Origin of the sequence: Variovorax raffinosi, assembly GCF_051216615.1 — a bacterium.
Classification (GTDB): Bacteria; Pseudomonadota; Gammaproteobacteria; order Burkholderiales; family Burkholderiaceae_C; genus Variovorax.
The window spans coordinates 19,340-42,692 of the sequence record NZ_JBPJZR010000019.1; the positions used below are offsets into that span (position 1 = coordinate 19,340).

The following is a 23,353-nucleotide window of genomic DNA, read 5'->3' on the forward strand; positions in this document are numbered from 1 at the left end:
GAAAGCCCGGGCGCTCACGAGGCCCCCGGGTTTTTTTTGTCCCCAGTTGATAGTTTTCAGATATCGAAAGTGAGTCCGCCATGCTTGACGACAGCACCAAAGCCCAATTGAAGAGTTACCTCGAACGCGCCACGCAGCCGATCGAGATCGTCGCCTCGCTCGATGACAGCAAGGCGTCGGGCGAAATGTTGTCGCTGCTGAAGGACGTCGCTGAATCGTCCCCGCTGGTCAAGCTGACCGAAAGCCGTGACGACAACCATCGCAAGCCCTCGTTCTCGGTCAATCGCCCGAGCGAAAACCACGGTCCGCGTTTTGCCGGCCTGCCGATGGGCCATGAATTCACGTCGCTGATCCTTGCATTGCTGCAGATCGGCGGCTACCCACCCAAGGTCGAGCAAGCCGTGCTCGACCAGATCAAGGCGCTCGACGGCGACTTCGAGTTCGAGATCTACGTCTCGCTCACCTGCCACAACTGCCCCGATGTCGTTCAGGCGCTGAACCTGATGGCCATCCAGAACCCGCGCATCCGCACCACGATGATCGAAGGCGGCACCTTCCAGGACGAAGTGAAGGAGCGCCAGATCATGGCCGTGCCGACCGTGTTCCTGAACGGCACCGAGTTCGGTCAGGGCCGCATGAGCCTCGAAGAAATCCTCGCCAAGATCGACACCAGCGGCGTCGAGCGCGAAGCCAAGAAGATCGCCGGCAAGGAAGCGTTCGACGTGCTGATCGTCGGTGGCGGCCCCGCCGGTGCCGCAGCCGCCGTGTACGCCGCACGCAAAGGCATCCGTACCGGCGTGGCCTCGGAGCGCTTTGGCGGCCAGGTGCTCGACACGCTCGGCATTGAGAATTTCATCTCGATCAAGGAAACCGAAGGGCCGAAGTTCGCCCACGCACTCGAAGAGCATGTGCGCGACTACGACGTCGACATCATGAATCTGCAGCGCGCCAAGGCATTGGTGCCCGGCAACGACCTCATCGAGATCCAGCTCGAAAGCGGCGCCTCGCTCAAGAGCAAGACGGTCATCATTTCGACTGGCGCGCGCTGGCGCAACATCAACGTGCCGGGCGAGCACGAGTTCAAGAACAAGGGCGTGGCCTACTGCCCGCATTGCGACGGCCCGCTGTTCAAGGGCAAGCGCGTGGCGGTCATCGGTGGCGGCAACTCGGGCGTCGAAGCGGCGATCGACCTGGCCGGCATCGTGGGGCACGTCACGCTGATCGAGTTCGACACGCAACTGCGCGCCGACGCCGTGCTGCAACGCAAGCTCAAGAGCTTGAAGAACGTCGACGTGTTCACCAACGCGCAGACCACCGAGATCACCGGTGACCAGAAGGTCAACGGCCTGGTCTACAAGGACCGTGCGACGGGGGAGCTGAAAAAGGTCGAGCTCGAAGGCGTGTTCATCCAGATCGGCCTCGTGCCCAACACCGACTGGCTCAAGGGCACGGTCGAACTCTCGAAGCACGGCGAAATCATCGTCGACGCGCGCGGCCAGACCTCGGTGCCCGGCGTGTTCGCAGCCGGTGATGCGACCACGGTGCCGTTCAAGCAGATCATCATCGCGGCCGGCGACGGCGCGAAGGCGGCGCTTGGTGCTTTCGACCATCTGATCCGTTCTTCGGCACCCGCCTGACGCGTGGTTTGACCCCTCGAAAGTAAGGCACAAGTTGTATCAAATGAGAATTGTTCTCATACAATAGACAACTCGGGAAAACACTCCCGCCGTTGCCAGCCAGGTCACACGCGCAAAGCTCTGCGCCCAAGGTCCAGCAAGCAGTTGTTCAACTGTTTCTGGACCTTTTTCGTGGCCGCAAAAACCCTCCGTTCCCATCCTCACCGTCTTGCCCTCCTGCCACTGCTGATCGGCTTCGGCTTCGCCGCGCCTGCCTGGTCGCAGCAGATCGCGCTCAATGAAGTGGTGGTGAGCGGCTCGCGCTCGGAGCAGGCCCGCCAGGACCTGCCCGTGAGCGTCGAGGTCATCACGCGCGACGACATCGAGTCCAAGCAGATCAACGACATCCGCGATGCGGTGCGCGACCTGCCGAACGTGTCGGTCAAGCGTGCGCCCGCGCGTTTCGGCTTGGCGCAGGGCAACACCGGGCGCGACGGCAACGCCGGCTTCAACGTCCGTGGCCTCGATGGCAACCGCGTGCTGCTGCTGACCGATGGCATCCGCACGCCGCGCAGCTACGTGTTCAGCGCCAACGCGTTCGGACGCGACTACTTCGACATCAGCCTCATCGAGCGCATCGAGATCATCAAGGGTCCGGCGTCGGCGCTCTACGGCTCTGACGGCCTCGCGGGCCTGGTCAACTTCATCACGCGCGAGCCTTCGTCGTACCTGCGCGATGGCAAGACCTTCGGCGGCAGCGCGAGCGTCGGCTACAGCGGCGACGACAGCGGCAAGCGCGCAGGCGTCACGCTGGCGGGCAAGCCCAACGACACGATGCAATGGCTCGTCTCGGCCAGCCTTGGCCGTGCGCATGAACTCGAGAACATGGGCCGCTACAACGTGGCCAACGTCGACCGCACCAAGCCCAATCCGCAGCGCGACAAGAACGCGGCCGTGCTCGCCAAGGTCATCCTCACGCCCGACGCCGACCAGCGCCACAGCTTCACTTTCGAGCACGTCGAGAAGACCAGCCGCTACGACCTGCTGTCGGGCATTTCCAAGCCGCCCTTCGTCTCGACTTCCGTGGTCGGCCTGAACGCCAAGACCGACCTGCAGCGCGACCGCTTCACTTACGAAGGGCGCCTGCGCCTGAACAGTGCCGTGGCCGACAACCTGCTTGGCGTGGTGAGCTACCAGAAGTCCAAGTCGCGCGAGTTCATCCTCGAAGACCGCTTCACGGCCGCCGACCGCACCCGCGACGTCACCTACGACGAGAACACCTGGCAGCTCGGCCTGCAAGCCGACAAGACGATCCGCATGGGCGACTGGGCGCAGAAGATCACCTACGGCTTCGACTACACGCGCACCGAGGTCAAGAACCTGCAGACCGGCCTGGTGCCGCCGACCGGCGAAACCTATCCGCTCAAGCGCTTCCCCGACACGCGCGAAACCTCGTCGGCGATCTATGTGCAGGACGAGTTCATCCATGACCGCTGGAGCATCACGCCGGGCATCCGCGTGGACCGTTTCTCGCTCGACGCCAAGCAGACCGGCTTCAACGCACAGGCCGTGTCGCTGTCGGGCTCGGCGGTGTCGCCCAAGCTGGGCGTGCTGTTCCGTGCAACGCCGCAGTTCAGCGTCTACGGGAACTACGCCTCGGGCTTCAAGGCGCCCAACGCCTTCCAGGTCAACAACTTCTTCGAGAACGTGATCCAGGGGTACAAGACCATCCCCAATCCGAACCTCAAGCCCGAGAAGAGCCAGAACATCGAATTCGGCGTGCGCGGCAAGACCGGCGTGCTGAGCTTCGACGTGGCCGCCTTCACCGGCGACTACAAGAACCTGATCGAGAACGATCGTCTCGTGGGCGGCCGTGGCATTCCGCGCATCGACCCGCTGATCTACCAGTCGGTCAACGTTGGACGCGCACGCATCAGCGGCTTCGAGTTCAAGGGCGAGCTGGACTTCACCAACAACGGCAACGGCTTCTCCGTGCCCTTCGCCTACGGCCAGACGCGCGGAACCGACCGCACCAACAACCGACCGCTCAATTCGATCGATCCGCGCAAGGCCAGCGTCGGCATCAAGTACCAGGCGCCGGTGTGGAGCGTGCGCGTGGACGCGACGAACCACTCGCGCAAGAAGTGGTCCGACGTGGACCGCACCGAGGTCACGACCGGCTCGCAGTTCCTGACGCCGGCCGCCACGACCCTCGACGTGAGCGCGCAATGGCGCATCCGCAAGGACCTGCGCCTGAACGCATCGGTGACCAACCTCACCAACAAGCGCTACTGGAACTGGAGCGACGTGCGCGGCATCACCACCACGTCGCTCCTGCGCGATGCCTACACCCAGCCGGGGCGCGCCTTCAATGTTTCGCTCGTGGCGGACTTCTGACGCCCGACCCCTGGAAGAAGACTTCACCTTAGTCACCTTAGAAGAGGAAACCCGATGAACGCCGAAGAATCCCGCGATCGTTTTGCCGCACTGCGCGCCAAGGGCATGCGCCACAAGGACGCCGCCGCGGCCATGGGCCTGTCTGAAGGCGCCGCCATTGCCGCGCACACCGGCACGCACGACAAGGGCCTGCGCGCCACGCGCCTGAAGGGGCCGTGGGTCGAGCTGCTGCAGTCGCTCGAACTCTGCGGCCCCGTGCTCGCGCTGACGCGCAACGAGACCACGGTGCACGAGAAGACCGGCATCTACGAGAAGGTCTCGGGCAGCGACAAGATGGGGCTCGCTTTGGGCGAGGCGATCGACCTGCGGCTTTTCTTCAGCCGCTGGCATGCGGGCTTCGCGGTGAGCGAAGCGGCTGCCAATCCGGGCGTGCCGCCATCGCTGAGCCTGCAGTTCTTCGATGCGAACGGCCTCGCGGTGCACAAGATCTTTGCGCGCGATGCCACCGACCGCGATGCGCTGCAGTCGGTCATCGACACCCACACCGCCGCTGACGAGCCGGTCGTGTTCGTGCCGGCCGAAGCCAAGGCCGTGCCACGCGACGACGCTGCCATCGACGCCGCCGGGCTCGCCGATGCGTGGCGCGGCATGCAGGACACGCACGAGTTCTTCGGCCTGCTGAACAGGTTCGACGTCGAGCGCCAGCAGAGCTTTCGCCTGACCGAGGGTGAGTTCACGCAGCGTGCGGAGCTGAGCGCCATCCGCGATCTGCTGAACGAAGCCGCGTTCGACGGCACGCCGATCATGGTGTTCGTCGGCAGTCCGGGCTGCATCCAGATTCACAGCGGACCGGTGAAGCGCATTGAGCCGATGGAAATGCGCGGGGCTGACGAGAACGCGCCGCCGATCCGCTGGCTCAACGTGCTCGACCCGGGCTTCAACCTGCACCTGCGCGAAGACCGCATCGCCAGCGTCTGGATCGTCGAAAAGCCGACCAGCGACGGCGTCGTGACGTCGGTCGAGGCCTTCGACGGTACGGGCGAACTCATGGCCATGTTCTTCGGCGCGCGCAAACCCGGCGTGCCCGAGCGTGAAGAGTGGCGCCACATCGTGCGCGGTCTTCCGCGTCTGGCCACCACGCAGCAGGCCTGAGCCCCATGAGCGACTTCGAACGAATCGATTCCCTGGCACCGCGCCGCCGCGACTTGCTGCGGCTGCTGTCCGTCTCTTCGCTGGGTGCCGTCGCCGTGCTGCCCGCATTCGCGCAGACACAGCGCCTGCCCAGGCTGGTGACGGTGAGCGGTGCGATCACCGAGATCGTCTACCTGCTCGGTGCCGAAGGGCAGCTCGTGGGCACCGACACCACCAGCCTGTATCCGGCGGCGGCGCGCAGCACGCCCAAGGTCGGCTATATGCGGCAGCTCTCGGCCGAAGGCTTGCTGTCGCTGAAGCCCGACGCCATCATCGCGACCAATGAGTCGGGCCCGCCCGTGGTGCTCGATCAGGTCCGCAGCGCGGGCGTGAAGGTCGAGATCATCGAGGCCGACCACAGTTGGGGCGAAGTGCAGCGCAAGGTGCAGGCCGTGGGCCGTGCTGCGGCCAAGGAAGCGCAGGCGCGCGAACTGCAGACCCGGCTCGACACCGAATGGGCGGCCGTGCAACAGCGCGTGGCCGCCGCCAAGGGGCGCAAGCCGAAGGTGCTGTTCGTGCTGTCGCACAGCGCGAGCCCGCAGGTCTCGGGCGAGAAGACCGCCGCGCACTCGGTGATCGGCTATGCCGGCGGCGTCAATGCGCTGGGCGGCTTCCAGGGCTACCGGCCGATGACGGCCGAAGCCATGGCCAGCGCCGCGCCGGACATCATCCTCACCAGCACGCAGAGCATCGAAGCCCACGGCGGCGTCGACAAGTTCTGGCAGCGGCCCGAACTGGCGCTCACGCCTGCCTACAAGAAGCGCGCGTTGATCACGCAAGACGCCTTGCTGCTGCTGGGCTTCGGCCCGCGCACGCCGGCGTCCATCTCCGACTTGCACGACAAGTTCCTGGCTGCGGTTGCATGAGCCAGAGGTTCACGGCGCGTGCCGTGCTGGGCGGCAGCGCGCTGTTGCTCGTCGCGGCTTTCGTGGTGGGGGCCGTGTCCGGCGCCTACGCCATCAGTCTTTCGCAACTCTGGAATGTGTTGACGTCGCTGGGGCAGGGCGGTGTCGACAAGTCGCCCGAGCACCTTGTCTTTCTCAACATCCGTCTGCCGCGCCTGGTGCTTGGCGTGGCGGCGGGTGCGGGGCTCGGCATGGCGGGCACCTTGATGCAGGGCCTGTTTCGCAACCCGCTGGCCGATCCGGGGCTGGTGGGCATCAGCAGCGGCGCGGCGCTGGCGGCGGGCGTCACGATCGTCTTGGGTGCGTGGCTCTGGCCGGTGCTTCCCCGCACGCTCGGCAGTTGGACGCTGGTGCTCATGGCTTTCGCTGGTGGCTTGTCGGTGACCTTGGTGATCTACGGCCTCTCGCGCAGCGAAGGCGGCACGCGCATGGCGCTGATGCTGCTCGCGGGCATCGCGGTCAATGCGCTCGCGGGGGCGGGGCTGGGCTTTCTCAGCGTGATCGCGACCGACGAGCAGCTGCGCAGCCTGCAGTTCTGGCTGCTCGGCAGCCTCGGCGGTGCGCGGTGGAGCGCGGTGCTGCTGGTCGGCGTAGCCGTGTTCCTGTCGTGCCTTGCGGCGCGGTCGCTCGCCTCGCCGCTGAACGCCATCGCCCTCGGCGAAGCGCAGGCGGCGCTGCTCGGCGTCGACGTGGAGCGCACCAAGCGGCGGGCCATCGTGATCACGGCCGTGGCCGTGGGGGCGGTGACGGCCACGACCGGGATCATCGGTTTCATCGGGTTGATCGCGCCGCACTGGGTGCGCATGATGGCCGGGCCCGATCACCGCGTGGTGCTGCCGGCCTCGGCCCTGTTGGGCGGGGCACTGGTGCTCGCGGCCGACACGGTGGCGCGTACCGTGATGGCGCCGGCCGAGCTGCCGCTGGGCGTGCTCACCGCGTTCATCGGCGTGCCGATGTTCCTTTTGATGCTGCGGCACTTCAAGGGGCGCATATGACGGCGGGCACGGAACGCGACGCGATGGCGCTGCGCTGCGAAGGTGTCGAGGTCCGCATCGGCGCGAAGACGCTGCTGGCGAACGCCTCGGTCAGCCTGGCGCCGGGCCGGGTGACGGCCATCCTCGGCCCGAACGGCGCGGGCAAGTCGACGCTGCTGTCGGTGTTGGCCGGCCAGCGCTTGCCGACGCAGGGCCGGGTGATGCTCGACGGCCGGCCACTTGCAGACCACGGCATGCCGGCGCTGGCGCTGCGCCGTGCGTTGATGCCGCAAGAGAGCGCGGTCGCCTTCGACTTCACGGCACAGGAAATCGTGGCGTTGGGCCGCTACCCGCATCGCAGGGCGCCGGGGCATGACGAGGACGCGATCATTGCCGAGTCGATGGCGCTGACCGACGTGTCGGCGCTGGCATCGCGCGTGCTCAACACGCTGTCGGGCGGGGAAAAGTCCCGGGCGCACATGGCGCGGGCGCTGGCCCAGCTCTGGCATGCGCGGCCCGATGGCGCGACCCGCTGGCTGCTGCTCGATGAACCCACCGCGGCGCTGGACCTGGCGCACCAGCATTCGGCCATGCGCCTGCTGCGCGCCTGGGCGCAACGCGGCGTGGGCGTGGTGGCCGTTCTGCACGATCTGAACCTGGCGCGACGCTATGCCGACGAGGTGGTGGTGCTGGGGGGCGATTCGGGCCGGGTGCGACAAGGCGCTGCGGCTGAAGTACTTGAACCGGCCTTGATCGAATCGGTCTGGGGAACGCCTTGCCAGCCTGTGACGAGTGCCGACGGCACGGTGCAGTACCTGTTCGGTTGAACGAAAAATAGCGCCTGACGGCCGTCAAATGGTCGTCAGGCGCTATTCAAAAGATAGCAAAAATCAGTAGGTCAGCCGTTCGGGCCGCAGCTCCTGCAGGATCGTCGTGGCGATTTCCTCGATCGACTTGGTGGTGGTCGACAGCCAGCGGATGCCGGCGCGCCGCATCATGGCTTCGGCCTCGCTCACCTCGTGGCGGCAGTTTTCGAGGCTGGCATAGCGTGAATCGGGCCGGCGCTCGTTGCGGATCTCGCTGAGCCGCTCGGGCTGGATCGTCAGGCCGAAGATCTTCTTGCGGTGCGGCAGCAGGGCCGGCGGCAACTGGCGGCGGTCGAAATCCTCGGGAATCAGCGGGTAGTTGGCCGCTTTCAGGCCGTGCTGCATCGCCAGGTAGAGCGACGTGGGCGTCTTGCCGCTGCGGCTCACGCCCACCAGGATCACGTCGGCGCCCTGCAGGTCGCGGTTGCTCTGGCCGTCGTCGTGCGCCAGGCTGAAGTCGATCGCGGCAATGCGGGCGTTGTATTCCTTGCTCTTGCTGGCGTCGCTGAAGCGGCCGATCCGGTGGTTCGACTTCACGGCCAGCTCGATTTCGAGCGGCCGCACGAAGGTGCCGAACATGTCCAGCAGCATGCCCTTGCAGCCGGTCTCGATCACTTCCAGCACGTCCATGTTGGCCAGCGTGGTGAAGACGATGGGGCGCACGCCCTCGAGTTCGGCCGTGTGGTTGATCTGCCGCACCGCCTGGTGCGCCTTGTCGACCGTGTCGGTGAAAGGCAGCCGGACGTGGCGCGGTTTCATCTCGAACTGGGCGAGCACGGCGTTGCCGAACGTCTCGGCGGTGATGCCGGTGCCGTCGGAAATGAAGAAAACAGTGCGTGTATGCATGGTGTTGCTCTTGCGGCCTTGTCCTGCGGCGCGCGCGACCTTGCCACGCCTACAATCCGGGCCATTATCGGGAATCCGCTTTCCCACCCCCATTCTTTCCATGCACACCGCGACCGCACCCAAAGCAACGACAACGATCGTGCTGCGCCGTCTGCATGCAGCACCGGTTTCAACTTCTGGAGCTTCCCCATGTCTGCACTTTTCGACGCGACCGCCTTGGTCGTACCGTTTGAAAACCTGAGAATGACCGACGTCGAGGCGGTTGGCGGCAAGAACGCCAGCCTCGGCGAAATGATCTCGCAGCTGCCGCAGGGCGTGCGCGTGCCGACCGGTTTTGCGACCACGGCCCACGCATTCCGCCAGTTCCTGGCCCACGACGGCCTGGCCGACAAGATCAGCAAGCTGCTCGCGGCGCTGGACACCGAGGACGTGCGCGCGCTGGCCACCGCCGGCGCCCAGATCCGCGCCATGGTCGAGGCCCAGCCTTTCCCGGCCGACCTGCAAAAAGCCATCGGCGAGGCCTACGCCACGCTGAGCGCCGGCAATCCGGCCGCCTCTTTCGCCGTGCGTTCCTCGGCCACGGCCGAAGACCTGCCCGACGCCTCCTTCGCGGGCCAGCAGGAGACCTTCCTGAACGTGGTCGGCATCGACGACGTGCTGCACAAGATGAAGGAGGTGTTCGCCTCCCTCTACAACGACCGCGCCATCAGCTACCGCGTGCACAAGGGCTTCGAGCACGACGTGGTCGCGCTGTCGGCCGGCGTGCAGCGCATGGTGCGCTCCGACCTCGGCGCCGCCGGCGTGATGTTCACCATCGACACCGAATCGGGTTTCGACCAGGTGGTGTTCATCACTTCGAGCTATGGCCTGGGTGAGACGGTGGTGCAGGGCGCCGTGAACCCCGACGAGTTCTATGTGCACAAGCCCACGCTGCGCGCCGGCAAGCGCGCCGTGATCCGCCGCAACCTGGGTTCCAAGCTGATCCAGATGGAGTTCGCTACGCCCGAAGAGAAAAAGGCCAGCGGCAAGCTCGTGAAGACCACCGACGTCAAGGCCGAGCAGCGCAACCGCTATTCGCTGAGCGACGCCGACGTCGAGCAACTGGCCAGGTACGCATTGGTCATCGAAGAACACTACGGCCGCCCGATGGACATCGAGTGGGGCAAGGACGGCACCGACGGCCACCTCTACATCCTGCAGGCGCGTCCGGAAACCGTGAAGAGCCAGCAGCAAGGCAAGGCCGAGCAGCGCTACAAGCTGCTGGGCAAGGGCGCCGTGCTTGCCGAGGGCCGTGCCATCGGCCAGAAGATCGGCACCGGCCCCGTGCGCCTGGTGCACAACATCAGCGAAATGGACAAGGTGCAGGCCGGCGACGTGCTCGTCACCGACATGACCGATCCCAACTGGGAACCGGTGATGAAGCGCGCTGCCGCCATCGTCACCAACCGCGGCGGGCGCACCTGCCACGCGGCCATCATTGCGCGTGAACTCGGCATTCCGGCCGTGGTCGGCTGCGGTGATGCGACCGACCTGCTGAAGGACGGCACGCTCGTCACCGTGAGCTGCGCCGAGGGCGACACCGGCTTCATCTACGACGGCCTGCTCGAAACCGAAGTGACCGAAGTGCAGCGCGGCGTGATGCCCGAGATCGACCTGAAGATCATGATGAACGTGGGCAACCCGCAGCTCGCCTTCGACTTCGCGCAACTGCCGAACCACGGCGTGGGCCTGGCCCGCCTTGAGTTCATCATCAACAACAACATCGGCGTGCACCCGAAGGCGATCCTCGACTACCCGAACGTCGACAACGACCTGAAGAAGGCCGTCGAGTCGGTGGCCCGCGGCCACGCGTCGCCCCGTGCGTTCTATGTCGACAAGGTGGCCGAAGGCATCGCCACCATCGGCGCGGCCTTCTGGCCCAAGCCGGTGATCGTGCGCCTGTCGGACTTCAAGTCGAACGAGTACCGCAAGCTGATCGGCGGCAGCCGCTACGAGCCGGAAGAAGAAAACCCGATGCTCGGCTTCCGTGGCGCTGCGCGCTACCTGAGCGCCGATTTCGGCGAAGCCTTCGCGATGGAGTGCGAAGCCTTGAAGCGCGTGCGCAACGACATGGGCCTGACCAACGTGCAGATCATGGTGCCCTTCGTGCGCACCCTGGGCCAGGCCGAGCGCGTGACCACGCTGCTGGGCGAGCACGGCCTCAAGCGCGGCGAGAACGAACTCAAGCTGATCATGATGTGCGAGGTGCCCAGCAACGCCGTCCTGGCCGACGAGTTCCTGCAGTTCTTCGACGGCTTCTCGATCGGCTCGAACGACCTGACCCAGCTCACGCTGGGCCTGGACCGCGATTCGGGCCTCGAATTGCTGGCCGCCGACTTCGACGAGCGAGATCCGGCCGTCAAGGCCTTGCTCAGCCGCGCCATCAAGGCCTGCAAGGCGCAGGGCAAGTACGTCGGCATCTGCGGCCAGGGCCCCAGCGACCATCCGGACTTCGCGCTCTGGCTGGCGGAGCAGGGGATCGAATCGATCTCGCTGAATCCCGACAGCGTGATCGACACCTGGCAGCAACTCGCCAATCGCTGATCGATTGATCGACCGACGGCGGGTGCGCAATGTGCCCGCCGCGCGACAAGACTGCGGAAATCCCCATCGGGGGATTCCCCGTGTCAGCTTCATGTCATTGAATCAAAGTGTGTTTCTGGTGTCAGACTTGTGACAATTCACAGGGCGGCGCATCCCGGCAGCTAGCCTGAGGCGATTTCGGTCGTCGCGGCGACTTGCCAGCACCTCGCGGGGAGACCACCATGATTCTTGTCAAGACAGAAGCGGGCCACCAGGCCCTGAAGGACCGCTCGGTGCCGCTGTCGCCGCGCCAGCGCTCCGCATTCATCCTGTTCGACGGCAAGCGCTCGGTGGACGACGTGCTTGCCGCCGGCATGGGCATAGCCCGCGAAGACATCGATCAGATGATCGGGTTGGGCGTTCTGGAGCCCGTGGGCGGGAAAGCGGCGTCGCCTGTGGCGGGCGAGACGTCCACCGAGGCCGCCAAATCGGCTGAACTGGCAGTGCCGCAGCCTTCCGGACGCAGCAAGCAGCAGCGCTACAAGGACGCCTATCCCATCGCGACCCAACTGACCGGCAGCCTGGGGCTGATGGGGTTTCGGCTCAACCTGCAGGTCGAGGGCACGGCGAGCTACGAGGACCTGCTGGCGTTGGCACCCAAGATCCGTTCAGCGGTCGGCCCGGAGAAGGCCGCCGCCCTCGACAAGGCCCTGAACGACTGAGCGCCTTGCCGGGTCGTGAATTACAGGGCTATAATCGCCGGCTTTGCCTTGCCACACTGCGCCCGACGCTGCAGGTGGCTTTTCCTCTTCTACGGAAGAATCCACAAGGAGTGCCATGCGTCACTACGAAATCATTTTGCTGATCCACCCGGATCAGAGCGAACAAGTTCCGGCCATGCTGGAGCGCTACAAGGGCCTGATCACGGCCGGCGGCGGCAAGATCCACCGCGTTGAAGACTGGGGCCGTCGTCAGCTGGCTTACCAGATCAACAAGCTCAACAAGGCCCACTACCTGTGCGTCAACATTGAAGCTGAACAAGCCGTGATGGGCGAACTCGAACACGCGTTCAAGTTCAACGACGCCGTGCTGCGCCACCTGACCGTTCAGAAGAAGAAGGCCGACACTGGTCCTTCGTCGATGATGAAGACGGTCGAGCGCGAAGAGGCTCGCAAGGCCCAGCAGGCCGAATACGCCGCCAACAACAACTGATGGCGTGACTGCTGCCGCTGCGGCAACCGGGGTCAACCAGCTTTTGCTGACCGCCTCCGTTGCCGAACTCGGAGCCCTGCGATTCACGCCAGCCGGCTTGCCTGCCATCGACCTGAAGCTCGACCATGAGTCGACGCTTCAAGAGGCAGGAAAAGCCAGGCAGGTGAAGACGGCCCTCAAGGCCGTTGCCTTCGGCGCCATCGCCGAACGGCTCGCAAAGCAGTCGATGGGGAGTCTCTGGCGTTTCCAGGGGTTTCTCGCGACACCGGGCAACGGCAAGCATCCGGTCCTGCACATCCAGGATTTTCAGCAAGATTAATTTTCGACAAGAGGTCCCCAAATGGCCACGTTCAAGAAATTCAACAAAGACAAGCGCCCGAAGCGCAACACCCAGTCGCTGCTGTTCAAGCGCAAGCGCTTCTGCCGCTTCACCGTCGCTGGCGTCGAAGAAATCGACTACAAGGACATCGACACGCTGCGTGACTTCATCAGCGAAAACGGCAAGATCATCCCCGCACGCCTGACCGGCACGCGCGCGATCTACCAACGCCAGCTGAACACCGCGATCAAGCGCGCTCGCTTCCTGGCCATGGTGCCGTACAGCGACCAGCACCGCGTCTAAGGAGTCGACACCATGCAAATCATTCTTCTGGACAAGGTTCTGAACGTCGGCGGCCTGGGCGATATCGTCAAGGTCAAGGACGGTTACGCACGCAACTTCCTGATCCCCTCGGGCCGCGCCCGCCGCGCCACCGCTGCCAACAAGGCTGAATTCGAAGCCAAGCGCGTCGAACTCGAAAAGGCTGCGGCCGCCAAGCTGGCCGAGTCGCAAGCCCAAGGCGAGAAGCTCGGCGGTTCGACCGTCAAGCTCACGCAAAAGGCTGGTGTGGACGGTCGTCTGTTCGGCTCGGTCACCAACGGCGACATCGCTGAAGAACTGGGCAAGCAAGGCTACAAGGTTGCCAAGTCGCAAGTGCGTCTGCCCAACGGCCCGATCAAGGTCGTCGGCGACACCACCGTGAGCGTTGCGCTTCACACCGACGTGGTGGTCGACATCACCGTCACGGTCTACGGCGAAACCGCCTGATCCCGAACAGCGCCTCGAGCGCTGTCGAAAAAGCCGCCTCCGGGCGGCTTTTGTTTTTCCGCGACCGAAGTTGAAGTTCTCCGGTGGTATTGCACTGGAAGATCACCGCTTATTCACAACCTTGTCCACACGCGCAGCGCTGTGCGCGGCTTAGCATGCAGGGTTGCAAGGGAAGTCCATGTCCGCCGTTTTCTCCTATCCCGACGGTAATTCGTCGGCCGACCGCCAGATCGCCCAACTGCGCATTCCGCCTCACTCCATCGAGGCCGAATCGAGTGTGCTCGGCGGCCTGCTGCTCGACAACGGCGCCTGGGACCGCATGGGCGACCTGCTGGTCGACGGCGACTTCTATCGCCACGAACACAAGCTGATCTACGCGGCCATCGGCGGGCTGATCAACGCCACCAAGCCGGCCGACGTGATCACGGTCTACGAGCAACTGCAGAACCTCGGCAAGGCCGACGAGATCGGCGGGCTGGTCTACCTGAACTCGCTGGCGCAGTACGTGCCGAGCGCGAGCAACATCCGGCGCTACGCCGAGATCGTGCGCGAGCGCTCCATCCTGCGAAAGCTGGTGTCCGCCGCCGACGAGATCGCGACGCAGGCCTTCAACCCGCAGGGCAAGCAGGTCGACAAGATCCTCGACGAAGCCGAGCAGAAGATCTTCAACATCGGCGAAGAAGGCACGCGGATGAAGCAGGGCTTCCAGAGCATGGATGCCCTGGTGGTCGAGCTGCTCGACCGCGTGACCGAGATGGCCGAGAACCCGAACGACATCACGGGCATTCGCACCGGCTTCCACGACTTCGACAAGATGACCTCGGGCCTGCAGCCGGGCGACATGATCGTGCTGGCCGCGCGTCCGTCGATGGGCAAGACCTCGCTCGCGATCAACATCGCCGAGCACGTGGCGCTCGAAGAGGGGCTGCCAGTGGCGGTGTTCTCGATGGAAATGGGCGCCTCGCAGTTGGCGGTGCGTATCGTGGGCTCGATCGGCCGCATCGACCAGGGCCATCTGCGCACCGGCAAGCTCAGCGACGAGGAGTGGCCGCGCCTGACGGAAGCCATCGAGAAGCTGCGCACCGTGTCGCTGCACATCGACGAAACGCCGGGCCTGTCCACCAGCGAACTGCGCGCCAATGCGCGTCGCCTGGCGCGCCAGTACGGGCGCCTCGGCCTGATCGTGGTCGACTACCTTCAGCTCATGTCGACCAGCAGCTCGGGCGATGAGAACCGCGCCACGGCCGTGGGCGAAATCTCGCGAGGCCTGAAGATGCTGGCCAAGGAACTCAAGTGCCCGGTGATCGCGCTGTCGCAGCTCAGCCGGGGCGTGGAAAGCCGGACCGACAAGCGCCCCATGATGAGCGACTTGCGCGAATCCGGCGCCATCGAGCAGGACGCGGACATCATCATGTTCATCTACCGCGATGACTACTACGACAAGAACAGCAAGGAGCCGGGCGTGGCCGAGGTGATCATCAGCAAGCACCGTAACGGCCCCACCGGCACCATCAAGCTGGCCTTCCTGAAGCCGATCACCAAGTTCGAGAACCTGGCCAGCTACAGCCACAACGAGCAGTACTGACACGGCTGGTCCGCGCAGGGCGCGCGGCGCGAAGAAGGGCTACTTCTTTGGGTGCGCTGCGTTGCCCTCGGGCTTCTCGGCCTTCAGCTGTCGCAGCATGTCGGCCAGCGTCTTGCCGGGCTCGTCGCGAAAGCGCTCGGGCAGCAGCTCGATGGCGTTCATGCGATCGAGGCGAAAGCCGCGAAAGTCATTGCGCAGCTCGCACCAGGTCGACAGCGTCCAGACCTTGCCCCAGTAGAAGCAGCCCAGCGGCCGCACGGTGCGCACGCTGGCATCGCCCGATACGTCGCGGTAGTCAAGGCGCAGCTTGTTGTGCGATTGCACCGCCTCCCTCAGTGTCTGCAGCCGCGCGCGCAGGGCATCGTCCAGGCCCATCGCAGGCGCATAGAGCGCCAGCGCCTCGGCCGAAACGCGCGCAGCCGGTGGCAGCACGGACAGGATCTTGCCCAGTCCGGTTTCGATGTCCCGTGCCATCGCCGGATCGACCCAGCTCTGCGCGAGCCGCGCCGCGGCCACGAGCGCCGAAGCTTCGTCCTGCGTGAACATCAGCGGCGGCAACTCGAAGCCCGCGCCCAGCCTGTAGCCCACGCCGGCTTCGCCCTCGATGGGCACGCCCTGGTGCTGCAGGTCGGCCACGTCGCGGTACACCGTGCGTTCGGACACCTCGAGGCGCTGCGCCAGGAAGGCTGCTGTGGTGAGCCGGCGCCCACGGATGAGCTGCACGAGCTGGAACAGGCGGTCGGCGCGACGCATCAGTGCGTTCCAGTGAGCTTCTTCGCGAAGTCTTCGACGAAGTAGCGCTTGCCGCGCTGCACGACCGTGTGGCCTTCGGCTTCGAGTTTCGACATCTGCGCCTCGATGCCGCCGGGGTATTTGGCGTTGAGTTCGCCGCCGATCTTGAGCGTGCGCCACCAGGGCGCCGGGCCCTCGGCCTTTGGCGCTTCTTCGGCCGCATGCGCGACCATGTGCGCAAAGATCGCGGTGGTCACGGTGCAGCCGATGGTCGCGCTGTGGCGCGTGGCGATGTCCTCGCCGATGCCCATGACCGTGACGAGCCGGCCTTCCGGAATGCTGCGCATGGCAGCCTCGACCTCTTGCGGCGATGGCGTGGCGATGGTCCCTTCACCACGGCGGGCGCGCATGGCGACGGGGATCTCCTTGACGCTCGGCAGGTGAGGGTAGCTCGCGAGCCGGTCGCGCCAGCTCTTCCTTGTGCTCATGCAACTCCGATGTGGATCGCCACCTTGTCCGGCCCTTCGTAGGCCTCGAAATCGCTGCGGTAGCTGCGCGCGATTTCCGGATGCGCCTCGAAATACTGCCAGATGCGCTGCCAGGTGGCGATCACCATGTGCGGCATTTCGCCCTGGCCGGCAAACACGAGGTAGTTGCCGGCCTCGATGGCCACGCAGTCTTCGCCGTCCGCAACGGCGAGGCCCGCCGTCACATCGAAGGCGCCGTGGGCGTCTGATTCGTAGGCCGAGTAGACGCCGAAGATGCGGGCGTCGCTGGTGCGTCGGGGCATCAGTTCGGCCATCTGCTCGTCGAAGAAGCGGCCCCAGAGCGCACTGATGCGAGCGGTGGCGGGGGTGCTTTCTCCGTGGTTGGTGGTGCGAACCGAGGGGCCTGCGACACGGAAGGCGTCGTGGTGTTGGCGAATGGGTTCCATGGGGTTCTTCTCCTTTTGTTTGTTGGGTGAGGGCGCCGCTCAGAGAGCGAGCGCCTTCAGGTCAGCCTGCATTGTTCGGGCGATCAGTGTCATGTCGGCGTCCGTGACGTCGAACAGCCCGAAGCGGAATTTATAGCCCCACTGCTTGGGGTTCTCGATGAAGGCCAGGCGCTCGATCAGCGGGGCAATCGGCGCTTCGTGGCCGGTTGCGTAAGCCACGTCGCGGCGCCACGGAACGAAGCCCTTGCCCATGTCGAATTCGTACGGCTCGCCGGGCTGCACGACGCCGATCGACACGAAGCTCTGGAGCCTGTCCGTGCCGCCGAACACCGTGGCCGGCGAGTAGTAGACAACGCGGTCGCCCGCCGCGACCCGCTTGAGCGGCGCATGCTTGCCATGGCCCAGCTGCATGAAGCCGAGCGGCCGATGGTCGCGGCCGCGCCGTGCATGTTCGGCGCTTGCCACGGCGATCCAGTTGCGTTGTGCCATGGCGGATCACTCCAGCGAATGCAGGCCGACTTCGTTGCCTTCGGTGTCGCGCAGATGAGCGATGAAGCCCATGCCCGGCGGCAACGAGGACTTGGGGGCCACGATCTGCCCACCGGCCGCTTCGACCCGTGCGAGCACGGCATCGATGCTGGGCATGCAGTCGAGGTAGATGCGGATGCTGCTGCCGGCGCGTGCGCTGGCACTCGCGCCAGCCTGCAGCGCGCCGCCCGTGGCGGGTTTGTCATGAGGAAACACGGCCAGCGTGTCTGCGCCGAAATTCTCGCGGCGCAGCTTGCGGGCCAGGACGGTTTCGTAGAAGGTCTGGGCGCGGTCCATGTCGGTCACCGGGATTTCAAACCAGCTGATGGCGTTTTGCATTTCGGGGCTCTCTTTGGTGTCGTTGAAAGGAGCCGTGATGGTGCTGCCGGGCTCCTGACAACGTCTTGTCAGGAGGCTGTCATGGCGGGCGAAAAAAAGCCCGCGATGCTCCTTGGAGCATGCGCGGGCTTTTGGCAGCAGGGTGACGTTAGAGCACGTCGCTCGCGAAGTCGGCCAGGCGCGAGCGCTCGCCGCGCGCCAGCGTGATGTGCCCGCCGTGCGGCCAGCCCTTGAACTTGTCGACGGCGAAGGTCAGGCCCGAAGAGCCTTCCGTCAGGTACGGCGTGTCGATCTGCGCCAGGTTGCCCATGCAGATGATCTTGGTGCCCGGGCCGGCCCGGGTGATCAGCGTCTTCATCTGCTTGGGCGTCAGGTTCTGCGCCTCGTCGATGATCACGTACTTGTTCAGGAAGGTGCGCCCGCGCATGAAGTTCATGCTCTTGACCTTGATGCGGCTGCGGATCAGCTCGTTGGTGGCCGCGCGGCCCCACTCGCCGGCACCGCCGCCGTCGCCCTTGGCCAGGAATTCGAGGTTGTCGTCCAGGGCGCCCATCCAGGGGCCCATCTTTTCTTCCTCGGTGCCGGGCAGGAAGCCGATGTCTTCGCCCACGCTCACGGTCGCGCGGGTCATGATGATCTCGGTGTAGCGGCGGTCGTCGAGCACCTGCGTGAGGCCGGAGGCCAGCGCCATCAGGGTCTTGCCGGTGCCGGCGGTGCCGGTCAGCGTGACGAAGTCGATCTCCGGGTCCATCAGCAGGTTCATCGCGAAGTTCTGCTCGCGGTTGCGCGTGTTCACACCCCACACCGCGTTCTTGCCCGAGCTGTAGTCCTTGAGCGTCTTGAGCACCGCGGTCTTGTCACGGATTTCAGTGACGCGTGCATACATGCTCGGCTCGCCGGGCGCCTCGAAGTAGACGAACTGGTTGATGTAGAGGTTGGGCACGATCGGACCGCTGATGCGATAGAAGGTGTTGCTGCCGCTCTGCCAGCTTTCGACCGTCTTGCTCTGGCGGGTCCAGAAATCGGGTGGCAGCGCGAGCGAGCCTGCGTAGAGCAGGTCGCCGTCTTCCAGCGTCTTGTCGTTCTGGTAGTCGTCGGCGGCCAGGCCCAGCGCGCGCGCCTTGACGCGCATGTTGATGTCCTTGGACACCAGCACCACTTCCTGCTTCGGATGGCCGGGCTGATCCTTGGCGTACTGGTCGCGCAACGCCTGCACCACGCCGAGGATCTGGTTGTCGGCCTTGCCTTGCGGCAGGCTCAGCGGCAACGAGTAGTCGAGCGGGGCGGTCTGGAAGAACAGCTTGCCGCCGGCTTCGCGATGGCCGGTGGTGTCGAGCTTCAGGCCCTTGGCGATGTCGGCGCCTTGCGGAGCGGCCAGTGCGTCGAGCGTGCGGCTGGTCTGGCGACCGTTGCGCGCGACTTCCGTGGTGCCTTTCTTGTGGCCATCGAGTTCTTCCAGCACGATCATCGGCAGGAAGATGTCGTGCTCTTCGAAGCGGAACAGGCACATCGGGTCGTGCAGCAGGACATTCGTGTCGAGCACGAACAGCTTGGCCGGACCGGTGGACTTGCGCTTGGGGCGTGCGGTGGGTGCCTGTGGCGCCGGGGCGGGAGCCACGGGTGCGGCGGCAACAACGGCGGCGACAGGCGGCTGGGCCTTCGTTTCGACTTGCACCATGGCCTGCGGCTGCGGTGCGCTCACCACGGGCTTGGGCGCGGGTTTCGACCTGGCCCGGCGCGGTGGGCGCGCGGTATCGGTACCGCCGGCGCCTTCGGTGCCGAGGCTGTCGAACAATTCCAGCGGCTGGGGACTGCGCTCGGTGGTTTCGTCGGCCCGCTGGTCGCCGGAGCGACGCGAACCCCTGTGCGAAGACCGGGCAGGCGCATCAAGCGCGTCCGGCGAGAGCAATGCAGCGCGTTTCGTGGGGGCGGGAGGCAATGGCATGTGTCAGATCGCTCGCAGGAAGTGGGAACCAGAAAACGAAAAAGCCGCCTGTAGACCAAGGCGGCTTTGTTCGGGGGATGCGGTCGTGGAGCTCAACGGCATGAAGCCATTATGCACACCGCAGATGACACGCCGGCTGCTCATTGACCCGCTGCGTTGGGCATTACCCACGCAAAGGCGCAAATGCGCAGAACCGGCGGCCAGTGTGGCTATCAGGCAGCCTTCTTGAGCGCCTTGACAGCCTTGAGCACGTCGTCGACGTGGCCCGGCACCTTGAGGCCGCGCCATTCGGCCTTCAGGATGCCATCGGCACCGATCAGGAAGGTGCTGCGCTCGATGCCCTTGACCTTCTTGCCGTACATGATCTTGTTCTTGACCACGCCGAACATGTGACACATTTTTTCTTCTGTGTCAGCGATCAGTTCGAAGGGCAGCTCGAGCTTGGCCTTGAATTCGTCATGCGACTTCATGTTGTCGCGGGACACGCCGAAAACGGTGGCACCGGCTTTTTCGAAGTCCTTGTAGCGGTCGCGAAACTGCATGGCTTCGGTTGTGCAACCCGGAGTGTTATCTTTCGGGTAAAAATACATGACCAGCACGTGGCCGAGATGCGAGGTATTCGAGACCTTGAGGCCGCCCGTGGCGTTGGCGTCGAATTCAGGAATGGGTTTGTTGACAACGATCGCCATGAAACTTGTTTTCTCCGTTAGATTCCGTTCTCCGAGCCCTCTCAGCCTTTTTCGGGCTTGCTCGACGAATGGAGGATTGGTCGTTGCTAACTTGGGTAGCTGGCCTGTTCGCAACCCAGTATTTTACCCCGAAAACACCCTCGTCAGTCAGCCGCCGGGCTCTCGACCAGCAGAGCGGCAATCACATGCCTGCCTTCACCGGCCAGGATGTTGTAGGTCCGGCAGGCCGCAGGGGTGTCCATTGTTTCAACTCCGGTGCGCTTTGCCATCAAGGGCTGGAGCCAGGCGGGTTGGGGGAAACGGATGCGTTTTCCGCTGCCGAAAATGATCAATTCAGCGCCCAGTGACGCAAGCTGGGCGAAATGCTCGGGGCCGAGTTCCTCGAAGCGGGTGCAGTTCCATTCGAAGCGCTCGCCGCGCGAGCCAACCACCACGCTGCCCTCGACCTTTTCGTTGTTGATCGCCACCCAGCCGGGGCCGTGTGCGGTGAGGGACTGGGCGTCGGATTTGTCAGGCTGGAGCTTCATCGGTGCACTGGGAACTGTGGTCAAATTATAGGTTTTCCCTAGTGCCACGGGGCTCGCAAGGGCCTTTCCTTGTTTCCTTGGACAAGGTCCATGGGCCCGTGACTTCGAGCAAGCAAACCACCAACTCCGCGCCCGGGAGGGCCTTTTGAAGCAGCTCAAGAAATCGGCCAAGCTGGCCAACGTTCTCTATGACATCCGCGGCCCCATCATGGACGCCGCCAAGCAGATGGAAGAGGACGGCCAGAAGATCATCAAGCTCAATATCGGCAATCTGGCCGTGTTCGGCTTCGATGCACCCGAGGAAATCCAGCAGGACATGATCCGCAACCTGCCGAACTCGGCGGGCTATTCCGACAGCAAGGGTGTCTTTGCAGCGCGCAAGGCCGTCATGCACGAAACGCAGAAGCAGGGCATTGCGGGCGTCACCCTCGACGACATCTACCTGGGCAATGGCGCCAGCGAGCTGATCGCCATGTCCACGAACGCGCTGCTCAACGACGGCGACGAGCTGCTGCTGCCGGCCCCCGACTACCCGCTGTGGACCGCCTCCACGAGCCTCTCGGGCGGCACGCCGGTGCACTACCTGTGCGACGAAGCCAATGGCTGGATGCCCAACCTGGACGACATCCGCGCCAAGATCACGCCGCGCACCAAGGGCATCGTGGTCATCAACCCGAACAACCCCACCGGCGCGCTTTATTCCGACGACCTGCTCAAGAGCATCGTGGCCATCGCGCGCGAGCACGGCCTCGTGATCTTTGCCGACGAGGTCTACGACAAGGTGCTGTACGACGGCGTCAAGCACACCGCCATCGCCAGCCTGTCGACCGACGTGCTCACGCTCACCTTCAATTCGCTCTCCAAGAGCTACCGTTCGTGCGGCTATCGAGCCGGCTGGCTCGTGGTGTCGGGTGACAAGCGCTCCGCGCAGGACTACATCGAGGGCCTGAACATGCTCTCGAACATGCGCCTGTGCGCCAACGTGCCGGGCCAGTGGGCCATCCAGACGGCGCTGGGCGGCTACCAGAGCATCAACGACCTGGTCTGCGATGGCGGGCGCCTGCGCCGCCAGCGCGACCTGGCCTACGAGCTGATCACCGCCATTCCGGGTGTGAGCTGCGTCAAGCCCAGCGCCGCGCTCTACATGTTCCCCAAGCTCGACCCCGAGGTCTACCCGATCGCGGACGACCGCCAGTTCTTCCTCGAACTGCTGAAGGAAACCCGCGTGATGCTGGTGCAGGGCACCGGCTTCAACTGGGCCACGCCGGATCACTTCCGCATCGTGTTCCTGCCCCACGAAGACGACCTGCGCGAGGCCATCAACCGCATCGCGAAGTTTCTGGAGCAGTACCGCTTGCGCAACAAGACGGGGCCATGAAATCCGCCTGCATCGCTGCTGCGGCGCTGTCGCTTGCCGCGCTGTCCGCGGCAGCCGCTGGCAAGGACCCGGTGGCGTTCTCGCACAACGACTGGGAGATCGTCTGCGATAACACGCGCACCTGCCGCGCGGCGGGCTACCAGGTTGACCGCGGCGACTCGGCGCCGGTGTCGATGCTGATCACCCGCGCCGCAGGCCCGGCGACGGCAATCGAGATTCAGCTCCAGCTTGGTGGCGAGAGCGACGTCAAAGGCGCTGTCCGCCTCAAGGTCGGCAAGGCCAGCATTTCCGGGCTCCAGGGAAGCGACTCCGAGCTCGATGCCGAGCAGGTACGCACGATCCTCCCCGAACTGCTCAAGAGCGACGAAGCCACCGTCACCGCCGGCGGCGGCAGGAAATGGGCCCTCTCGCTCGCCGGCCTCAACGCCGTGCTGCTGAAGATGGACGAAGCCCAGGGCCGCGTCGGAACAATTGGCGCGCTGGTGCGCCGCGGCAGCAATCCCGAGTCTTCCGTGTTGCCGCCGGTACCGGTGCCCGTCGTGCACACGATCACGCCGCCGAAGAAGCACCCCGGCGACGACACGTTGGCCGCGCGCATCTTTCCTTCCCTCAACCTGAGCGATGCCCAGGGTCCGTGCAACAACACCGACCAGGCACAGGCGAAATCGCTGCAGGTCGACCGCCTGAGCGACAGCAAGGTGCTGCTGTCGCTGGGCTGCGACGTCGGTGCCTACAACTCCACGAGCCTGCTCTGGATCGCCAACGACAAGCCGCCCTATGCGCCGGTGGCCATCGATGCGGGCGGCGATTTCGACGGCAAGGATGCCAGCGTCACTTCTGCCATGAAGGTCCGCGGCGTCGGCGATTGCATGTCGGTCGAGACCTGGCACTTCAACGGCAAGGACTTCGTGCGCACCGGCGCAACGATCGACAGCATGTGCCGCGGCTTCCCCGGCGGCGCCTGGTCCTTGCCCCGCTACGTCAGCCGCATCGTGGGCACAACGTCCACCACCCCATCCAAACCATGAACGCGACTCTCC

At 65.0% G+C, this 23,353-nt stretch carries 24 protein-coding genes; 15 read left to right on the plus strand and 9 right to left on the minus strand.

The genetic code is table 11. From position 1 onward, the window contains the following. The first annotated feature begins 80 nt into the window (after positions 1 to 80). From ahpF to ACSFB7_RS34700, 6 genes are all read left to right on the plus strand, one after another. Positions 81 to 1,637, plus strand: coding sequence for an alkyl hydroperoxide reductase subunit F (ahpF, locus tag ACSFB7_RS34675; RefSeq protein ID WP_435476873.1), 1,557 nt, complete (start codon positions 81 to 83; stop codon positions 1,635 to 1,637). Positions 1,638 to 1,808: 171 nt separating this feature from the next. Further along, entirely contained in the window at positions 1,809 to 4,013 is a 2,205-nt protein-coding gene (locus ACSFB7_RS34680) for a TonB-dependent hemoglobin/transferrin/lactoferrin family receptor (protein ID WP_435476874.1), read from the plus strand. A 54-nt stretch (positions 4,014 to 4,067) separates the two neighbouring features. Then, positions 4,068 to 5,165, plus strand: a complete 1,098-nt coding sequence (locus ACSFB7_RS34685) for a hemin-degrading factor (protein WP_435476875.1) — start codon at positions 4,068 to 4,070, stop codon at positions 5,163 to 5,165. A 5-nt stretch (positions 5,166 to 5,170) separates the two neighbouring features. Further along, positions 5,171 to 6,070, plus strand: coding sequence for a heme/hemin ABC transporter substrate-binding protein (locus ACSFB7_RS34690; RefSeq protein WP_435476876.1), 900 nt, complete (start codon positions 5,171 to 5,173; stop codon positions 6,068 to 6,070). Then, complete coding sequence (locus ACSFB7_RS34695) at positions 6,067 to 7,104, plus strand: FecCD family ABC transporter permease (protein ID WP_435476877.1); 1,038 nt, start codon at positions 6,067 to 6,069, stop codon at positions 7,102 to 7,104. The genes ACSFB7_RS34690 and ACSFB7_RS34695 overlap by 4 nt, the downstream gene beginning before the upstream one ends. After that, complete coding sequence (locus ACSFB7_RS34700) at positions 7,101 to 7,910, plus strand: heme ABC transporter ATP-binding protein (RefSeq protein ID WP_435476878.1); 810 nt, start codon at positions 7,101 to 7,103, stop codon at positions 7,908 to 7,910. Before ACSFB7_RS34695 ends, ACSFB7_RS34700 begins: the two co-directional genes overlap by 4 nt. 63 nt (positions 7,911 to 7,973) lie before the next feature. On the opposite strand, the gene ppsR is transcribed toward ACSFB7_RS34700, so the two are convergent. Beyond that, positions 7,974 to 8,795 carry a posphoenolpyruvate synthetase regulatory kinase/phosphorylase PpsR gene (gene ppsR, locus ACSFB7_RS34705; RefSeq protein ID WP_435476879.1) on the minus strand — a complete coding sequence of 274 codons (822 nt, stop codon included), beginning with the start codon at positions 8,793 to 8,795 and terminating at the stop codon, positions 7,974 to 7,976. Positions 8,796 to 8,984: 189 nt separating this feature from the next. Between ppsR and ppsA the strand changes: the two genes are divergently transcribed. The 7 genes from ppsA (at position 8,985) to dnaB (ending at position 15,241) form a co-directional block, all read left to right on the plus strand. Beyond that, the gene (gene ppsA / locus ACSFB7_RS34710) at positions 8,985 to 11,378 is read left to right on the plus strand and encodes a phosphoenolpyruvate synthase (RefSeq protein ID WP_435476880.1); all 2,394 of its coding nucleotides are present in this window, start codon (positions 8,985 to 8,987) and stop codon (positions 11,376 to 11,378) included. Between the two features lie 221 nt (positions 11,379 to 11,599). After that, positions 11,600 to 12,079, plus strand: a complete 480-nt coding sequence (locus ACSFB7_RS34715) for a hypothetical protein (protein ID WP_435476881.1) — start codon at positions 11,600 to 11,602, stop codon at positions 12,077 to 12,079. Between the two features lie 115 nt (positions 12,080 to 12,194). Further along, positions 12,195 to 12,569 carry a 30S ribosomal protein S6 gene (rpsF, locus tag ACSFB7_RS34720; RefSeq protein WP_093125029.1) on the plus strand — a complete coding sequence of 125 codons (375 nt, stop codon included), beginning with the start codon at positions 12,195 to 12,197 and terminating at the stop codon, positions 12,567 to 12,569. Between the two features lie 4 nt (positions 12,570 to 12,573). Further along, positions 12,574 to 12,888: a primosomal replication protein N gene (priB, locus tag ACSFB7_RS34725; RefSeq protein ID WP_187108959.1), complete on the plus strand. Its 315-nt coding sequence runs from the start codon at positions 12,574 to 12,576 to the stop codon at positions 12,886 to 12,888. 21 nt (positions 12,889 to 12,909) lie between these two features. Beyond that, complete coding sequence (rpsR, locus tag ACSFB7_RS34730) at positions 12,910 to 13,191, plus strand: 30S ribosomal protein S18 (protein WP_007830781.1); 282 nt, start codon at positions 12,910 to 12,912, stop codon at positions 13,189 to 13,191. 12 nt (positions 13,192 to 13,203) lie between these two features. Next, positions 13,204 to 13,656, plus strand: coding sequence for a 50S ribosomal protein L9 (gene rplI, locus ACSFB7_RS34735; protein ID WP_187108960.1), 453 nt, complete (start codon positions 13,204 to 13,206; stop codon positions 13,654 to 13,656). A 178-nt stretch (positions 13,657 to 13,834) separates the two neighbouring features. Further along, positions 13,835 to 15,241, plus strand: a complete 1,407-nt coding sequence (dnaB, locus tag ACSFB7_RS34740) for a replicative DNA helicase (RefSeq protein ID WP_435476882.1) — start codon at positions 13,835 to 13,837, stop codon at positions 15,239 to 15,241. Positions 15,242 to 15,280: 39 nt separating this feature from the next. Here the strand turns inward: dnaB and ACSFB7_RS34745 are convergent, their stop codons facing one another. From ACSFB7_RS34745 to ACSFB7_RS34780, 8 genes are all read right to left on the minus strand, one after another. Next, the gene (locus tag ACSFB7_RS34745; protein WP_435476883.1) at positions 15,281 to 15,994 is read right to left on the minus strand and encodes a helix-turn-helix transcriptional regulator; all 714 of its coding nucleotides are present in this window, start codon (positions 15,992 to 15,994) and stop codon (positions 15,281 to 15,283) included. After that, positions 15,994 to 16,461, minus strand: coding sequence for an MGMT family protein (locus ACSFB7_RS34750; RefSeq protein WP_435476884.1), 468 nt, complete (start codon positions 16,459 to 16,461; stop codon positions 15,994 to 15,996). Before ACSFB7_RS34750 ends, ACSFB7_RS34745 begins: the two co-directional genes overlap by 1 nt. Further along, positions 16,458 to 16,907, minus strand: a complete 450-nt coding sequence (locus ACSFB7_RS34755) for a GyrI-like domain-containing protein (RefSeq protein WP_435476885.1) — start codon at positions 16,905 to 16,907, stop codon at positions 16,458 to 16,460. Before ACSFB7_RS34755 ends, ACSFB7_RS34750 begins: the two co-directional genes overlap by 4 nt. A gap of 39 nt (positions 16,908 to 16,946) precedes the next feature. Next, complete coding sequence (locus ACSFB7_RS34760; protein ID WP_435476886.1) at positions 16,947 to 17,396, minus strand: EVE domain-containing protein; 450 nt, start codon at positions 17,394 to 17,396, stop codon at positions 16,947 to 16,949. A 6-nt stretch (positions 17,397 to 17,402) separates the two neighbouring features. Further along, complete coding sequence (locus tag ACSFB7_RS34765; RefSeq protein WP_435476887.1) at positions 17,403 to 17,774, minus strand: VOC family protein; 372 nt, start codon at positions 17,772 to 17,774, stop codon at positions 17,403 to 17,405. A 148-nt stretch (positions 17,775 to 17,922) separates the two neighbouring features. Beyond that, complete coding sequence (locus tag ACSFB7_RS34770) at positions 17,923 to 19,719, minus strand: PhoH family protein (protein ID WP_435476888.1); 1,797 nt, start codon at positions 19,717 to 19,719, stop codon at positions 17,923 to 17,925. A 212-nt stretch (positions 19,720 to 19,931) separates the two neighbouring features. Beyond that, complete coding sequence (locus tag ACSFB7_RS34775; protein WP_007830801.1) at positions 19,932 to 20,408, minus strand: peroxiredoxin; 477 nt, start codon at positions 20,406 to 20,408, stop codon at positions 19,932 to 19,934. A gap of 143 nt (positions 20,409 to 20,551) precedes the next feature. Then, the gene (locus ACSFB7_RS34780; protein ID WP_435476889.1) at positions 20,552 to 20,935 is read right to left on the minus strand and encodes an Mth938-like domain-containing protein; all 384 of its coding nucleotides are present in this window, start codon (positions 20,933 to 20,935) and stop codon (positions 20,552 to 20,554) included. A 145-nt stretch (positions 20,936 to 21,080) separates the two neighbouring features. On the opposite strand from ACSFB7_RS34780, the gene ACSFB7_RS34785 reads away from it, so the two are divergent. After that, complete coding sequence (locus ACSFB7_RS34785) at positions 21,081 to 22,313, plus strand: pyridoxal phosphate-dependent aminotransferase (protein ID WP_435476890.1); 1,233 nt, start codon at positions 21,081 to 21,083, stop codon at positions 22,311 to 22,313. Beyond that, positions 22,310 to 23,341 (plus strand): DUF1176 domain-containing protein, encoded by a 1,032-nt coding sequence (locus ACSFB7_RS34790; RefSeq protein WP_435476891.1) that lies wholly within the window; start codon positions 22,310 to 22,312, stop codon positions 23,339 to 23,341. The genes ACSFB7_RS34785 and ACSFB7_RS34790 overlap by 4 nt, the downstream gene beginning before the upstream one ends. Positions 23,342 to 23,353: the final 12 nt, after the last annotated feature.

What these genes read in the sequence shown, in the direction of transcription:
- ahpF (WP_435476873.1), top strand. Translation starts at nt 81, where the DNA reads ATGCTTGACGACAGCACCAAAGCCCAATTGAAGAGTTACCTCGAACGC.
- ACSFB7_RS34685 (WP_435476875.1), top strand. Translation starts at nt 4,068, where the DNA reads ATGAACGCCGAAGAATCCCGCGATCGTTTTGCCGCACTGCGCGCCAAG.
- ACSFB7_RS34690 (WP_435476876.1), top strand. Translation starts at nt 5,171, where the DNA reads ATGAGCGACTTCGAACGAATCGATTCCCTGGCACCGCGCCGCCGCGAC.
- ACSFB7_RS34695 (WP_435476877.1), top strand. Translation starts at nt 6,067, where the DNA reads ATGAGCCAGAGGTTCACGGCGCGTGCCGTGCTGGGCGGCAGCGCGCTG.
- ACSFB7_RS34700 (WP_435476878.1), top strand. Translation starts at nt 7,101, where the DNA reads ATGACGGCGGGCACGGAACGCGACGCGATGGCGCTGCGCTGCGAAGGT.
- ppsR (WP_435476879.1), bottom strand. Translation starts at nt 8,795, where the DNA reads ATGCATACACGCACTGTTTTCTTCATTTCCGACGGCACCGGCATCACC.
- ppsA (WP_435476880.1), top strand. Translation starts at nt 8,985, where the DNA reads ATGTCTGCACTTTTCGACGCGACCGCCTTGGTCGTACCGTTTGAAAAC.
- ACSFB7_RS34715 (WP_435476881.1), top strand. Translation starts at nt 11,600, where the DNA reads ATGATTCTTGTCAAGACAGAAGCGGGCCACCAGGCCCTGAAGGACCGC.
- rpsF (WP_093125029.1), top strand. Translation starts at nt 12,195, where the DNA reads ATGCGTCACTACGAAATCATTTTGCTGATCCACCCGGATCAGAGCGAA.
- rpsR (WP_007830781.1), top strand. Translation starts at nt 12,910, where the DNA reads ATGGCCACGTTCAAGAAATTCAACAAAGACAAGCGCCCGAAGCGCAAC.
- rplI (WP_187108960.1), top strand. Translation starts at nt 13,204, where the DNA reads ATGCAAATCATTCTTCTGGACAAGGTTCTGAACGTCGGCGGCCTGGGC.
- dnaB (WP_435476882.1), top strand. Translation starts at nt 13,835, where the DNA reads ATGTCCGCCGTTTTCTCCTATCCCGACGGTAATTCGTCGGCCGACCGC.
- ACSFB7_RS34745 (WP_435476883.1), bottom strand. Translation starts at nt 15,994, where the DNA reads ATGCGTCGCGCCGACCGCCTGTTCCAGCTCGTGCAGCTCATCCGTGGG.
- ACSFB7_RS34750 (WP_435476884.1), bottom strand. Translation starts at nt 16,461, where the DNA reads ATGAGCACAAGGAAGAGCTGGCGCGACCGGCTCGCGAGCTACCCTCAC.
- ACSFB7_RS34755 (WP_435476885.1), bottom strand. Translation starts at nt 16,907, where the DNA reads ATGGAACCCATTCGCCAACACCACGACGCCTTCCGTGTCGCAGGCCCC.
- ACSFB7_RS34760 (WP_435476886.1), bottom strand. Translation starts at nt 17,396, where the DNA reads ATGGCACAACGCAACTGGATCGCCGTGGCAAGCGCCGAACATGCACGG.
- ACSFB7_RS34765 (WP_435476887.1), bottom strand. Translation starts at nt 17,774, where the DNA reads ATGCAAAACGCCATCAGCTGGTTTGAAATCCCGGTGACCGACATGGAC.
- ACSFB7_RS34770 (WP_435476888.1), bottom strand. Translation starts at nt 19,719, where the DNA reads ATGCCATTGCCTCCCGCCCCCACGAAACGCGCTGCATTGCTCTCGCCG.
- ACSFB7_RS34775 (WP_007830801.1), bottom strand. Translation starts at nt 20,408, where the DNA reads ATGGCGATCGTTGTCAACAAACCCATTCCTGAATTCGACGCCAACGCC.
- ACSFB7_RS34780 (WP_435476889.1), bottom strand. Translation starts at nt 20,935, where the DNA reads ATGAAGCTCCAGCCTGACAAATCCGACGCCCAGTCCCTCACCGCACAC.
- ACSFB7_RS34790 (WP_435476891.1), top strand. Translation starts at nt 22,310, where the DNA reads ATGAAATCCGCCTGCATCGCTGCTGCGGCGCTGTCGCTTGCCGCGCTG.